This window comes from Azospirillum sp. UENF 112521 (assembly GCF_058780665.1).
This window is the reverse complement of sequence record NZ_JBSNCI010000004.1, coordinates 969,881-983,773: the sequence shown is the minus strand read 5'-3', so window position 1 is coordinate 983,773 and position 13,893 is coordinate 969,881. Positions and strand designations below refer to the sequence as shown.

10 protein-coding genes are annotated in these 13,893 nt (G+C 69.8%); 2 read left to right on the top strand and 8 right to left on the bottom strand.

From position 1 onward, the window contains the following. Nucleotides 1-37 precede the first annotated feature (37 nt). Nucleotides 38-775, bottom strand: coding sequence for a sulfite exporter TauE/SafE family protein (locus ACWPN8_RS24815; RefSeq protein WP_109450114.1), 738 nt, complete (start codon nucleotides 773-775; stop codon nucleotides 38-40). Between the two features lie 4 nt (nucleotides 776-779). After that, nucleotides 780-2,396 (bottom strand): acyl-CoA synthetase, encoded by a 1,617-nt coding sequence (locus ACWPN8_RS24810; RefSeq protein ID WP_492242637.1) that lies wholly within the window; start codon nucleotides 2,394-2,396, stop codon nucleotides 780-782. A gap of 180 nt (nucleotides 2,397-2,576) precedes the next feature. Between ACWPN8_RS24810 and ACWPN8_RS24805 the strand changes: the two genes are divergently transcribed. Next, nucleotides 2,577-3,086 (top strand): RT0821/Lpp0805 family surface protein, encoded by a 510-nt coding sequence (locus ACWPN8_RS24805; RefSeq protein ID WP_109450119.1) that lies wholly within the window; start codon nucleotides 2,577-2,579, stop codon nucleotides 3,084-3,086. 16 nt (nucleotides 3,087-3,102) lie between these two features. Here the strand turns inward: ACWPN8_RS24805 and pseG are convergent, their stop codons facing one another. The 4 genes from pseG to ACWPN8_RS24785 form a co-directional block, all read right to left on the bottom strand. Continuing rightward, complete coding sequence (gene pseG, locus ACWPN8_RS24800; RefSeq protein WP_492242636.1) at nucleotides 3,103-4,185, bottom strand: UDP-2,4-diacetamido-2,4,6-trideoxy-beta-L-altropyranose hydrolase; 1,083 nt, start codon at nucleotides 4,183-4,185, stop codon at nucleotides 3,103-3,105. A 158-nt stretch (nucleotides 4,186-4,343) separates the two neighbouring features. Continuing rightward, on the bottom strand, nucleotides 4,344-5,069 hold the full coding sequence (locus ACWPN8_RS24795; RefSeq protein WP_109450123.1) for a nucleotidyltransferase family protein: 726 nt from the start codon (nucleotides 5,067-5,069) through the stop codon (nucleotides 4,344-4,346). A 154-nt stretch (nucleotides 5,070-5,223) separates the two neighbouring features. After that, the gene (locus ACWPN8_RS24790) at nucleotides 5,224-6,843 is read right to left on the bottom strand and encodes a tetratricopeptide repeat protein (protein ID WP_492242635.1); all 1,620 of its coding nucleotides are present in this window, start codon (nucleotides 6,841-6,843) and stop codon (nucleotides 5,224-5,226) included. After that, nucleotides 6,777-9,266 (bottom strand): tetratricopeptide repeat protein, encoded by a 2,490-nt coding sequence (locus ACWPN8_RS24785; protein WP_492242680.1) that lies wholly within the window; start codon nucleotides 9,264-9,266, stop codon nucleotides 6,777-6,779. Before ACWPN8_RS24785 ends, ACWPN8_RS24790 begins: the two co-directional genes overlap by 67 nt. Between ACWPN8_RS24785 and ACWPN8_RS24780 the strand changes: the two genes are divergently transcribed. After that, on the top strand, nucleotides 9,174-9,371 hold the full coding sequence (locus tag ACWPN8_RS24780; RefSeq protein WP_492242681.1) for a hypothetical protein: 198 nt from the start codon (nucleotides 9,174-9,176) through the stop codon (nucleotides 9,369-9,371). The genes ACWPN8_RS24785 and ACWPN8_RS24780 overlap by 93 nt on opposite strands. On the opposite strand, the gene ACWPN8_RS24775 is transcribed toward ACWPN8_RS24780, so the two are convergent. Together ACWPN8_RS24775 and ACWPN8_RS24770 are read right to left on the bottom strand one after the other, a co-directional pair. After that, nucleotides 9,335-11,353, bottom strand: coding sequence for a tetratricopeptide repeat protein (locus tag ACWPN8_RS24775; RefSeq protein WP_492242634.1), 2,019 nt, complete (start codon nucleotides 11,351-11,353; stop codon nucleotides 9,335-9,337). The two genes, ACWPN8_RS24780 and ACWPN8_RS24775, sit on opposite strands and share 37 nt — an antisense overlap. Before the next feature lie 100 nt (nucleotides 11,354-11,453). Then, nucleotides 11,454-13,766 (bottom strand): NADP-dependent malic enzyme, encoded by a 2,313-nt coding sequence (locus tag ACWPN8_RS24770; protein WP_492242633.1) that lies wholly within the window; start codon nucleotides 13,764-13,766, stop codon nucleotides 11,454-11,456. Nucleotides 13,767-13,893 lie beyond the last annotated feature (127 nt).

The window sequence follows — 13,893 nt, the reverse complement described above, 5'->3', positions numbered from 1 at the left end:
GTCCGGACAGGCGCGAAGTGCGCCCTCTATAGCGCGATCATTTCAGGAAGAACACCGCGCTCATCACCAGCCCGACGGCGATGATGCCGGCACGCAGCACGGGCTTTGGAATCCGGCGGCCCAGACGGGCGCCGACATAGCCGCCGGCAACCGCCGCGACCGTCATCAGCAGCGCCTTCGGCCATTCGACCGCTCCGCCGGCGGCGTACGCCACCACGGCAATGGCGGTCAGCACCGCCGAGAACAGGTTCTTCAGCCCGTTCATGGCGTTCAGGTCGGTCATGCCGAACAGGCTTAGCTGCGCCAGCAGGAGGATGCCGAGCCCGCCGTTGAAGTAGCCGCCATAGACCGAGACGATGAACAGCGTGCCCAGCATCGCCCCGTTGCCGTGCAGTCCCAGGCTGCGCAACCGCTGCGCCAGCATGGTGCCGAAGGCGAACAGGCCGGTCGCCAGCAGCAGCAGCCACGGCACGATTCCGCGGAACACCGAATCCGGCGTCACCAGCAAAAGCCCGGCCCCGGCCAGACCGCCGACCAGACTGACCGCCGACAGCAGCGGCAGGCTGAGCGTGCCGACCGGAGTCAAATCCTGGCGATAGCCGTAGACCCCGCTGGCATAGCCGGGCAGCAGGGCGACCGTGCCGGTGGCGTTGGCGGCGACCGGCGGCACCCCGGCATAGATCAGGGCCGGCAGGGTCAGGAAACTGCCCCCGCCGGCAACGGCGTTCATCGCCCCGGCGAAAAATGCCGCAGCCAATAAAATCAATTCGATCATGATATTACGAGCGGGTCCTCAACTCCCGGCGAATGATCTTGCCGGTGGTGGTCATGGGAAGGCTGTCCATGAATTCGATGGCGCGCGGATATTCGTGGGCGGCCAGCCGGGTCTTCACATGCTCCTGGATCGAGGCGACCAGCGCATCGTCCGGCGTCACACCCTCGTGCAGGACGACGAAGGCCTTGACGATCTCCGTGCGCAGCGGGTCGGGCACGCCGACCACCGCCGCCATGCGGACGGCGGGGTGGCCGATCAGGCAATCCTCGATCTCGCCGGGGCCGATGCGGTAGCCGGCCGAGGTGATGACGTCGTCGTCGCGTCCGACGAAGCGGATGTAGCCGTCCCCGTCCAACTCGCCCTGGTCGCCGGTGACCAGCCAGTTACCGATGAATTTGGCCGCGGTGGCGTCGGGGTTGTTCCAATAGCCGAGGAACATCACCGGATCCGGGCGGTGCACCGCGATCAGGCCGAGCTGTCCCGGTGCCAGCCGGTTGCCCTCGCCGTCGATTACCGCCACGTCATGGCCGGGGACCGGACGGCCCATGATGCCGGGCTTCGGCGCCATCAGCGTGGCGGCCGAGGAGACGATCATGTTGCACTCGGTCTGGCCATAGAACTCGTTGATCGTCACGCCGAAGGTCTCGCGCCCCCAGTCGAGCAGCCCGGCGCCCAGCGTCTCGCCGCCGCTGGCGACCGACCTCATGTCGATGGCGTGGCGCGCCCGCGGGTTCTTCACCGCCCGCATCATCTTCAGCGCGGTCGGCGGCAGGAAGGCGTTGCGCACCTTGAATTCGGCCAGCAGGGCGAAGGCGGCCTCGGCATCGAACTTCTCGAAGCGGTGGGACACCACCGTCACGCCATGGTGCCAGGCCGGCAGCAGGACATCGAGCAGCCCGCCGATCCACGCCCAGTCGGCCGGCGTCCAGATGCGGTCGCCCGGCTGCGGGAACAGGTCGTGCGACATCTCCACGCCCGGCAGATGGCCCAGCAGCACCCGGTGCGCATGCAACGCCCCCTTCGGCTGGCCGGTGGTGCCGGAGGTGTAGATGATCAGCGCCGGATCGTCCGGGCCGGTGTCGGCCGGGGTGAAGCTGTCGGACGCCGCGTCGCACAGCCCGTGCCAGTCGAGGCAGCCCGGCCCCGACCCGTCGATGCGGAAGACGGCGCGCAACTCCGGCAGGCGGTCGCGGATCTGGGCGATCTTGGCTGCGCCCACGGCATCGGTGACGACGGCACGGGCGCCGCAATTGGCCAGCCGGTATTCCAGCGCCTCCACCCCGAACAGCGAGAACAGCGGCACGGCGATGCCGCCCAGCTTGTAGACCGCGACATGGCTGATGGCGGTCTCCGGCGCCTGGGGCAGCAGGATGCCGACCCGGTCGCCGCGCGCCACGCCTTGCGCCGCCAAAGCGTTGGCGAAGCGGTTGGACAGGGCGCGGATGTCGGAGAAGCGGTATTCCTCGACCCCGCCGTCGCGCCGCCTGTTGATCAGGGCGATGCGGTCGGGCTCCGCCTCCGCCCAGCGGTCGCAGACGTCGACGCCGATGTTGTAGCGGTCGGGTACGCGCCAGGCGAAGGCGCGGGACACCCCGTCCCAGCTGTCCGCGTTGGGCAGCATGTTCGTTCCCTCCCAAGGGCTTGTCGTCGATTCCTTTGTGGAACCGTTGGGTCGATCATAGGAGCAACCGAGGCACCGCGTCACGCATCGGGAATAAGATGCGGGTCAGCCATGTTGATGGCGTCAGGAACGGACGGCTTCGTGCCGATCCCAACAGGACCCAACAGGACGAGAGCCACCATGAAAGCCAGCCCCTTCCTCGCCGCCGCGCTGTCCGCCAGCTTGCTCGCGGCCCCGCTTGCCGGCTGCGCCCAGCCCGGCTACGGCGACTCCTATGGCGGTGTCAGCGCCAACAAGCAGACGGCCGGCACCGTGCTGGGCGGCGTGGTCGGCGGTCTGGCAGGCTCGCGCTTCGGCGGCGGCAGCGGCAAGCTGGTGGCGGTGGGCGTCGGCACGCTGCTGGGTGCGGCGCTGGGCAATGCGGCCGGCGCCTCGCTCGACCGTGCCGACCAGAATTATGCCCAGCAGGCGGCGGTCAACGCCTACAGCGCGCCGACCGGCAGCACTGTGCGCTGGAACAACCCGGAAACCGGCAATTACGGCGCCTACACCCCGGTGCGTGATGGAACCGGGCCGCAGGGCCAGCTCTGCCGTGAATACCAGACGACCATCGTCGTCCAGGGCCGTACCCAGCAGGGCTTCGGCACTGCCTGCCAGCAGGCGGACGGCACCTGGCGCGTGGTCAGCTGACGTATCGTCCGCAAACTCAGGCGAGCGCCGCCCGACGCTGGGCGGCGCTGCCCGATTTGGGGGCGGGGCCGGTGAGGGCGCAGGCGATGCGCACCGCTCCCTCGCCATCCAGCGGCAGTGACGCTGCTGCGTCCTGCATCCGCTGTCGCAACCCCGCATCGGCCCATAGAGCGAGCGCTCGCTCGGCGATGATCCCGGCTGCCTCGGCCGGTTGGTGTCCACGGGCGTCCAAGGCGCTGCTCCAGCCCAGTTCCGCAGCGTCATTGCTCGCCATCGCCTGATTGTCGGCGGTGACCACCAGCAGGGTCGGCACCGCCAGTGCGGCCAACTCGCCCATGGTGCCGCCGCCCGCCGACACCGCCAGCCCGCTTTCCGCCATCAGCGCGCCCATGCGCGGGCAGTCGATCTCCACGGCAAGCCCATCGCCGGCAAGCCCGGCCAGTTCCGCCGCGCGCGGGTTGCTGCCGCCGACGACGGCGACGATCCGGCAGCCGTCCGGCCGCCGCTTCGCCAACGCTTCCAGGACCGGGCCGGTCAATCCCAGCGGGTCGGAGCCGCCGAAGGTCACCAGCAGCACCGGCCGGTCGGTGATGCCTGGCCGTGGCGCCTGCGCCGCCAGCCGCACCTCCCGCCGCAGCGGGGCATAGCCGGGGCCGAGCAGCAGGACGGCGCCGGGCGCCATCGCGTCATAGGGAAGGGCGGCGGCCTGCGGTGCCGCATTGACGACGAGGTCGGCGTGCAGCGGCGTGCCGTCGCCCAGATCGTCCCAGGCCAGCACCCGTGCACCCGCCGCCTGAAGCCCGGCACGGTAGGCCTCGCCGAAGCGGTAGCCGTCGAGCATCACCGCGCTGCCATGTTCCCGCCGCAGCAGCGAGCGGGTGGCGGCCAGATCCGCCGCCTCCCCCACCGGGCCGGCGATGGAGACATGGCGGAACCCGTCGGAAGTCAGGCGGCGGTCGATGGCGGGCGTGGATTCCACGGCGGCGAACAGCGCCTCGTGCCCCTGGTCGCGCAGAGCCTCCGCCACGGCGAGACAGCGCATGACATGGCCGGTGCCGATGGTCGGCGAGGCGTCGGCACGGATGAGGATGACGGCCATGGCGCGGGTCCGTAAGAGACGGCGTGGCTGTCCTACCACGGCACGCGGGATCGGGGTGGCCAGCATCTTGGCGCGGCACTTTGCGCCTGTCCAGCGACAGACCGGGGGCGTGCGGGGGTAAATTGCGGCCCCCGGCACGGCGCGCCGGCAGTCTCCCCTCAGGACTCCCGGCCGGCAATGACGCTGGCGGCGGTGGCGAGGCTTTCCGGCGTGCCGATGTCGAGGAAGCGGGCCTTGGCGACATGGGCGTTCAGCGTGCCGGCCGGCAGCTTTTCCAGCACGTCGCGTTCCAGCGACACCGCACCCGCCGCGACGAAGCGGTCGAGGAAAGCGGCGGAGAACAGATAGACCCCCGCATTGATGGTGCCCGCCCCGGGCGCCTTGTCCAGGAAGCGGCGGACGCGGCTGTCGGGACCGATCTCCACCCGCACGAAGCGGGACGCGTCCTCAACCGTCACGCAGAGCATCGACGCCTCGGCGCCCGACAGCCGGTGCGAGGCGATGAAGGCCCGCAGGTCGGCGTCGAGGAAGGTGTCGCCGTTCACCACCAGGATGGTGCTGCTGCGCAACTCCTTGCGGACATAGCCGAGCGCGCCTGCGGTGCCGAGCGGGCGCGGTTCGATCTGGCAGACCACGTCGATGGTGCCGGCCGAATCCCCGCGGGCGAGCCAGGCCGTCACCCGGTCGGCCAGATGGCCCAGGCACAGCACCACGCGGCGCGACCCGTAGGTGGACAGATAATCGAGGAGGTGACCGAGGAAGGCGCGGCCCGCAATCGGGGCCAGGACCTTCGGCGTATCACCCAAAACGCCCCGGATGCGCGTGCCGAGCCCGCCGGCGAGCACCGCGACGTCTATGTTGGCAAGAGCGTCCTCAGACCGCACCGACCGTCCTTTCGCTGAAGTCCCGCTGTCGTCACTCGGCTTGCCGGAGCAGCTTACGACGGAGCGGGCGCCGGGTCATCCACCCTGCGCGGGACCCGGCGGCCATAGTCGATAAAGGGGGCGCTCGGGAATCGCAATGCGGAATTGCGCCGAATCATCCACTCTCCGATGGACACCCCGACCGGGAGCGGTCTTCAGCCAGTCGGCGCAGGCGCCGCGCCGCTGCCGCAAGAGCGGCGTCATGGTCGCCGGACCGGCCGATCAGCGACATCGTCGGGAACCAGGGCCGCACCGCCGTTCCCAGGGCCGACCAGTCCCCGGCCCCGGCGATCCGCCAGACCGGCACGCCGAGTGCCGCGGCCAGTTCCCCCACCGCGGTCGGCGCGGATATGACCAGATCCAGACCTGACATGAGTGCCGCCACCCCGTCCAGATCGTTGTGCTGGTCCAAATCGGGCCAGTGATGCAGCACGGTGCCGAAGCGGTGCAGGGCCTCCTCCCGCTCAGCCTCGTGACCGTCATATTGCAGGCTGACGAAGGCGATGCCGGGGATGCCGAAGATCGGTGACCATTGTGCGATCCGGCTGTAGGCGCCGGCCCGGTCCGCCGTCATCCGGCTGCTGCGCCAGCAGATGCCGACCCGCAAGCCCGGGCCGAGTGCTGCCAGCCTTTCGCGCCAATCCACCGCCAGCCCGGGGTCGGCGGTGAGGAGCGGACCGGTCGCACGGAATCGACTCACGTCCGGCCGCAGCCGTGCCGCGACGCTGCCCAGCGGCGCGTGGCAATCGGCATCCCGCGGATCCGCGCTGGGCGCCCGGACCTCCGCCGCCGGCAGGGCGCGGGCGAAAAGCCCGACGAGGCGCGGGTCGCATTCGACGATGACCCTCCCCGCCTGACCGAGCAGATCGGGCAGCGCCGTGCCGAACAGGATCTCGTCGCCCAGACCCTGCTCTCCCCACACCAGGATGCGGCGGCCGGCCAGCGGTTCGCCCTGCCATTCGGGGATGCCGACGCGGCGGGACACGGCGTCGCCGGTGGCGAAGCGGTGGGCATAGTCCGCCCAGCCGCCGTCCAGATCGCCATCGGCCAGCCGCAGCAGGGCCCGGTTCATCCGCGCCTCGGCCCGGCCGGGGGCCAGCCTCAGCGTGCGGTCGGCCAACAGGGCGGCGAGCCGGCGCTCTCCCCGCATCAGCAGCGTGTGGCCGTGGTTGACCAGCACATCCGGCAGGTCGGGGGCGAGCGCCATCGCGTGGCGGTGGGCAGATAGCGCCTCGTCCCAGCGCCCGAGCCCGGCCAACGCCATGCCCAGGTTCGACCAGCCCTTGGGCGATGCCGGGACGAGGCGAAGCGACCGGTGGGACTGGCGGGCGGCCTCGGCGAAGCGGCCCAGTCCCTTCGCAGCCGCGCCGGCCGTGGTCAGCACCCCGGCAAGGGAGGGCGCCAGGGCCGCCGCACGGGTGCAGGCGTTTGCCGCCTCGGCGAAGCGGCGGGCGGCGAGCAGTGCGGCGGCGAGGTTGCCCCAGCTTTCCGCCTGCATCGGCCGCAGCCGGACGGTGCGGCGGTGCAGCGTGGCGGCCTCGGGCGCGGCGGCATCGGCCTGGAGCGCCACGCCGAGATTGCCCAGCGCCTCGGCAAAGGCCGGGTTCAACGCCACCGCAAGCCGGTGCCAGCGGATGGCTGCCTTGACCCGCCCGAGCCGGAGCAGGGTCAGGCCGCCGTTGGTCCAGGCGGCCGGCTGGGTCGGAAGCAAGGCGACGGCCTGCCGGTGCAGCATTTCGGCCTTCGCAAACCGGCCTTGCCGGTGCAGAGCGACAGCCTGTTTTGCGAGACTCTCGCCTTCCAGGGTAATCCCCCTCTCCCCCCGGGGAGAGGGTCGGGGTGAAGGGGACGCGGCGCGTTGTTTTCCCGAGAATCCGTGCTGTGCGGCCCCCTCACCCAGCCCTCTCCCCGGGGGGGAGAGGGTATCCGTTTGGGGGAGAGTGACTTCAACACACGCGCCATGTCGGCCATCGTCGCCGACAGCGGCTCGCCGGGGCGGGGCTGGAACAGCCGCATCGACGGATACCATGGGCGCACGCCGGCTCCCAACTGCGTCCAGTCGCGGGTGCCGAAGCGCCAGACCGGGGTGCCCAGCGCTCCAGCCAGTTCGCCGATCGACATGGCGGGCGAGATGACGAGGTCCAGCCCGGCGATCAGGGCGGCGACGCCGTCGAAATCGTCCTTGCGGTCGAGGTCGTCCCAGCGGTGCAGGCGGATGCCGAAGCGTTTCTCGGCCCGAAGGACCTCCTCCTCCACCTCGCCATATTGCAGCAGCACCCAGTGGATTCCGGGCAGCGCGAACAGCGGCGCCCAAGCGTCCAGCGCCAGATAGGCGGCGCTGCGTTCGGAGGTCATCATCTGGCTGCGCCAACCGATGCCGATGCGCAGCCCCGGACCGAGGGCCGCCAGCCGCTCGCGCCACCGCTCCACCAGCCCGGCATCGGGCACCAGCCAGGACGGTCGCGCTGGAAAATCGGCCAGCCGGCGGCGGAGAACACGGGGCAAGGACCCCATCGGCACGTGGCGGTCATAGTCCGGGATCGCCATCGCTTCCCGCCCCTGCCCGTCCAGCGCCTCCGCCCGCACCCTCAGGGTGGGAAAGGAGCGGGCGAACAGCGGGACCAGACGGCGGTCGATTTCCAGAATGGTGGAGACGGCCCGTCCGGCAAGCTCCGGGCAAAGGGCGGAGAACAGGATGGTGTCGCCCACCCCCTGCTCCCCCCAGATCATCAGGCGACGGCCGGTCAGATCCTCGCCACGCCAGGCCGGGGCATGGGGCTGGCGCCCCTGTCCGACCTGACCCGATCCGAATCGCCAGCCATAGCCGGGCCAGCCCCGGTCGAGATCGCCGGCTTCCAGCCGCAACAGGCCCTTGTTGAAGTGGGACAGCGACAGGTCCGGCCGCAGGGTCAGCGCGCGGTCGTAGCAGCGCTCCGCCTCACCGCTGTCGCCCAGCCGCTGGCGGGCCAGCCCCAGATTGCTCCATGCCTCGCCATAGGCAGGGTCGAGCGCCAGGGCGCTGCGGTAGCAGCCGGCGGCACCGGCATAGTCGTGCCGGCCCTGGCGCAGATGGCCCAGATTGTTACGGGACGGCGCCTCCAGCGGAGCGAGGCGGATGGCGCGGCGCTGGGACCGTTCTGCCTCGGCGAAGCGCTCGGCGCTGCGCAGGGCGTTGCCGAGGTTCGTGTGGGTTTCCGCCAGCACCGGGTCCAGCGCCAAGGCCGCATGCCACGCCCTCCAGGCATCGGCGGTGCGGCCGGCGGCGTGGCGGGCATTGCCCAGATTGTTCCAGGCGCCGGCGAAGTCCGGCCGGTGATGGACTGCCTGCCGGTGCAAGGTCTCCGCCTCGGCTGGGCGGCCCTGAGCGGCGCGGACGCTGCCGAGATTGTCCAGCGCATCGGCATGGTCGGGCTGGATGGCGGTTACTGCGTCGAAGCAGGTCGCGGCGTCCTCCAGCTGACCAAGAGCCTTAAGGCAAAGTCCTAAGCCATTGAGACAGAAAGGATCTCTGGGGTCGAGCCGCAGGGCATCGGCGTAGCGTTCCGCCGCGTCCTCCATCCGCCCCGCGGCGTGGAGTGCGGCCGCCAAGGCGGACAAGGCGGAGGCGTCGGCGGCCCCTCCGCCGAAGGCCGAGGCCATCCGCAAGGCCTCGACAGCCTCGTCCAACCGGCCGAGCTGGCGCAGGCTGACGGCGCGGTTGGTCCAGGGGCGGGGATCTCCCGGCAGCAGATCCGCGGCGCGGATGTGGGACGCCAACGCTTCGTCCGCTTTTCCGAGACTTTGCAGGGCGGCGCCGAGATTGAGATGGGCGTCGGCCAGGTCGGGCGACAGCCGTGCCGCCTCCGCATAGCGGTCCGCCGCCTCCGCCATCCGGCCTTGTGCCGCCAGCACAAGCCCGAGATTGAAATGGGCGCCGACATGGCCGGGATCGCGCTCCAATGCCCGGCGCTGTGCTGCCTCGGCCTCGGCAAGCCTGTCCAGACGCTGCAAGACGATTCCGAGATTGGCGTGATAATCCGCCACTCCGGGGACTAGATCGACGGCTTTGGAAATCAGATCAACGGCTTGAAGGTTGTCTTTGCGCTGATGGTTGAGAACGCCGAGCAGATGCAGGGCGTCGGCATGGAGCGGTTCGGCTTGCAAAACCCGCCGATACAGGGGCTCCGCAGCGTCCAGCGCTCCTTGCTGATGATGGCGCAGTGCCTCGGCAAACCAGTCGGCAGGATTCACAGTTCACCTGAGGAAAGTCTGGTAAGCAGCTGAACTGCCTTTTGTATGGCGTCTTTGACGCCATCGCCGGCATTGGGCTGGATGCAGCGCATGCAGGGAAACCAGGGGCGAACCGCGGTGCCGAGCTGGGTCCAGTCGCGGCGGCCCAAACGCCAAACCGGAGTGCCGAGCGCTGCCGCCATCTCCCCGGCGGACGACGCCACGGTGACCACAAGGTCGAGGTTCGCCATCAGGGCGGCGGTGCCCTCCAGATCGGCGATCAGGTCAAGGTCGGGCCAACGGTGGAGGCACACGCCCAGGCGCTCCTCGATGGCGGCGATCTCCGCTTCCCGCCCGTCATATTGCAGGCTGACGGCATGCAAGCCGCGCAGGCGCAGCAGGGGCGCCCAATCCTCCAGCTCCGTGTAGGAGTGGCGGCGTTCGGTGGTGAGGCGCTGGCTGGTCCAGGCGATGCCGATTTTCAGGCCGGGTCCGAGAGCGTCCAGACGCGACCGCCATGCCGCGGTCCGCATCGGGTCAGGCTTCAGCCAGCCGGCGGGCGGCGGTGGGACGGGAGCGGTCCGCCAAAGCAGGCGTGGCAAGGAGCCGAAGCCCAGATGGCAGTCGGCGTCGGCCGGCCGTCGCGTCGGTTCCCGCACGGTGGTGCCGGGGAAAGAGCGCTGGAACAGCGGGACCAGCCGCGGTTCGCATTCGACGATGGTGCCGGGAAAGCGTGCCAGTGCCTCCGGCAGCAGGGCGCCGAACATCAACTCGTCGCCCAGCCCCTGTTCGGCCCACAACAGCAGACGGCGTCCGGCGAGGTCGCCACCGTCCCATTCCGGGACGTTAAAAGGGCGCTTCGGCTTCAGTCGGCCGGACTCGAAGCGGACGGCGTAGTCTTTCCACCCCTCGGCCAGCCGACCCTGGCGCAGGCGCAGGATGGCCCGGTTGAAGCGGGCAAGCGCCTGCGCCGGATCGGCCTCCAGGGCGTGGGTGAACGCCTGCTCGGCAGCTGTTTCGTCACCGAGATCCTGAAGGGCGAGCGCAAGATTGGTGTGGGCGGCGGCATAACCCGGCCGCAGATCCAGCGCCCGGCGTTGCAGATCGGCGGACTCCAAGATCCGTCCTTGCAGGCGGCGGATGGTGCCGAGATTGGTCATCGCCTCCGCCATTGTCGGGTCGAGCCGCAGGGCGCGGGCGAAGGCCTCGCCGGCCGGGGCGTTCCGGTCGGCAGATTGGAAGGCAAGGCCATGGGCGTTCCAGCCCTCGGCATCCGCCGGCTCCAGCATCAGATGGCGGCGGTGGGCCGACAGAGAATCGACACCGCGGCGTTGCAGCGATCCCGCCAGGGCGAGGGCGGCCGGCGCATGATCCGGCCGGTGGGCCAGCACAGCACGCAAGGCCGCCTCCCCTTCCTCGCTCCGTCCCAGATCGAGCAGGACAAGGCCGAGTGCGGCGCGCGCTTCATGCAGGGAGGGGTTGGCAGCCACTGCATGGCGCAGCAGCGGCTCCGCCTCCGCCGAGCGGCCGAGACTGCGCAGCACGGTGCCGAGGTTGCCCTCTGCTTCCGCATAATCGGGACGGGCGTGCAGGGCGGCACGATAGGCGTCGGCAGCGTCTGCCGCCTTGCCCTGGGCATTCAGCGCGTTGCCCAGCGTGTTCGCCGCCTCCGGAAACGGGCGGCGCAGGCGCAGGGCGTTGCGGGCGGCGCGTTCCGCCTCGGCGGGGCGGCCGAGCGCCTGGAGGGCGTAGGCGAGGTTGGCGTGGTAATCGGGAACGTCGCGTCTGGCTGATACCGCCTGCCCGATCAGGTCGGCGGCATCGGTGAAGCGGCCGGTCTGGCAGGCGATCATGCCCAGCAGGTGCAGGGCGTCCGGTTGGCGTGGCTGGGCGGCGAGCGCTTGGCGGTAAAGCGCATCGGCTTCTGCCAAACGGCCGGACTGGTGCAGCGGCACGGCCTGCGCGACCAGCGCTGCGGCGCTTGCCGCAGCGGTGTTGCCGGATTTGCGCTGCCCGGAAATGCGCTGGTTACTCATGCCCCGTGCCGTTCCTGTTGGCTACGGGTAAGGGATAGCACGATTCCAGTGCGGTGGAATGGGGGCGCGGCAGTCACCGCGCCCCCAGCCCTCCCTTGAGTTACGCCCCCACGCCGACAGGCGGGGTGGGAGCGGCGTTGACCGGGTCGGCAAGCTGGGCATCGACCACGGCGACGGCGGTCATGTTGACCAGGCCGCGGGTGGTGACCGACGGGGTGACGATGTGGACCGGCCGCTGGACGCCCAGCAGGATCGGACCGACATTCTGCGCCTCGCCCAGGATCTTCATCATGTTGAAGGCGATGTTGGCGGCGTCCAGGGTCGGCATGACCAGCAGGTTCGCCTCTCCCTTCAGCCGGCTGTCGGGCAGCACTTCCTTGCGGATGGCCGGGGCCAGGGCGGCGTCGGCATGCATCTCGCCGTCGATCTCGACATCCGGCATCTGCTCGGACGCCAGCTCCACCGCCGCGCGCATCTTGCGGGCGGACGGGGTGTCGGCGCTGCCGAAGTTGGAGTGGGAGAGCAGGGCCACCTTCGGCTCGATGCCGAAGCGCTTCACCTCGTCCGCCGCCAGCCGGGCGATCTCGGCCACCTGCTCGGCGGTCGGGTCGGGGTTGACGTAGGTGTCGGTGATGAAGTGGACGCCCTTCTGCGAGATCAGCGCGTTCATCGTCGCGGCGACCTTCACGCCGTCGCGCAAGCCGATCAGGCCGCAGATGTGCGCCCAATGCTCGTTGAAGCGGCCGGTGGTGCCGCAGACCAGCGCGTCGGCTTCGCCGCGGCGGACCATCAGGGCGCCGAAGACGGTGGGCTGGGTACGGACCACGTTGGCGGCATGGCTGGGCGAGACGCCGCGGCGGCCCATCAGCTTGCGGTAATGTTCGGTGAAGTTGTGATAGCGCGGGTCGCGGATGATCTCGATGACCTCCACGTCCTGGCCGATCTTCAGGCGCAGGCCCATCTCGGCAATGACGCGCTCGATCACCTCGCGGCGGCCGATCAGCACCGGATGCGCGATGCCGTCGTCAACCACCACCTGGGCGCAGCGGATCACGCGCGGATCCTCGCCCTCGGCATAGACGACGCGCTTGGGCGCGGTCTTGGCCTTGGTGATGACCGGCTTCATGAACAGGCCGGACCGGATGACGTACTGGTTCAGCTGGTCCTGATAGGCGCGGAAATCGGCGATCGGCCGGGTGGCGACGCCCGAATCCATCGCGGCCTTGGCGACGGCCGAGGAGACTTCGACGATCAGGCGCGGGTCGAAGGGCTTGGGCAGGATGTAGTCGGGGCCGAAGCGCAGCGATTCACCGACATAGGCCGCAGCCACCACGTCCGACGGTTCGGCGCGGGCGAGGTTGGCCATCGCGTGTGTCGCCGCGATCTTCATCGCCTCGTTCACCGTGGTGGCGCCGACGTCCAGCGCACCGCGGAAGATGAAGGGGAAGCACAGGACGTTGTTGACCTGATTGGGGAAGTCGGAGCGGCCGGTGGCGATGATGGCGTCCGGACGGGCCTCGCGGGCCAGATCCGGCATGATCTCCGGCTCCGGATTGGCGAGCGCCAGGATCAGCGGCTTGTCGGCCATGCGGGCCAGCAGCTCCGGCTTCAGCACCTTCGCACCCGACAGGCCGAGGAAGATGTCGGCGCCGTCGATGACGTCGGACAGCGTGCGCGCCTCGGTATTGTGCGCGTAGGCGTCCTTGTACTCGTTCATCTCCTCGTTGCGGCCCTTGTGGACCACGCCGATGCGGTCGACCAGCCAGACATTCTCGCGGCGAACCCCCAGCGACAGCATCAGGTCCAGACACGCGATGCCGGCGGCCCCGCCGCCGGTGGAGACGACCTTGACTTTCGAGATGTCCTTGCCGACCAGGGCCAGCCCGTTCAGCACGGCCGCACCCACCACGATGGCGGTGCCGTGCTGGTCGTCGTGGAACACCGGGATCTTCATGCGCTCGCGGCAGCGGCGCTCGATCTCGAAGCAGGCCGGGGCGGCGATGTCTTCCAGGTTGATGGCGCCGAAGGTCGGCTCCAGCCGGACGATGGTATCGACCAGACCATCGACGTCCAGCTCGTTCAGCTCGATGTCGAAGCAGTCGATGCCGGCGAACTTCTTGAAGAGGACGGCCTTGCCTTCCATCACCGGCTTGGCGGCCAGCGGTCCGATGTTGCCCAGCCCCAGCACCGCGGTGCCGTTGGTGACGACGGCAACCAGATTGGCGCGCGCCGTCAGCTCCGCCGCCTTCGACGGATCCTCGGCAATGGCGGTGCAGGCATGGGCCACGCCCGGCGAATAGGCCAGTGCAAGATCGCGCTGGTTGGCCATGGGCTTGGTCGCGACGACTGCCAGCTTGCCGGGCCGCGGGTTGCGGTGATACTCGAGCGCCATCGCCTCAAAATCGCCGGACATCGGGTCTCTTCCTCCGGTTAACGAGATTTCAGTTAATTCTTTGGGTTCACTTCACCTGGATGGCGGTTATAGCCCATTCGGACTGATGCGCCAACCACTGGGAATACAGAAAGGGACGATTCGAACC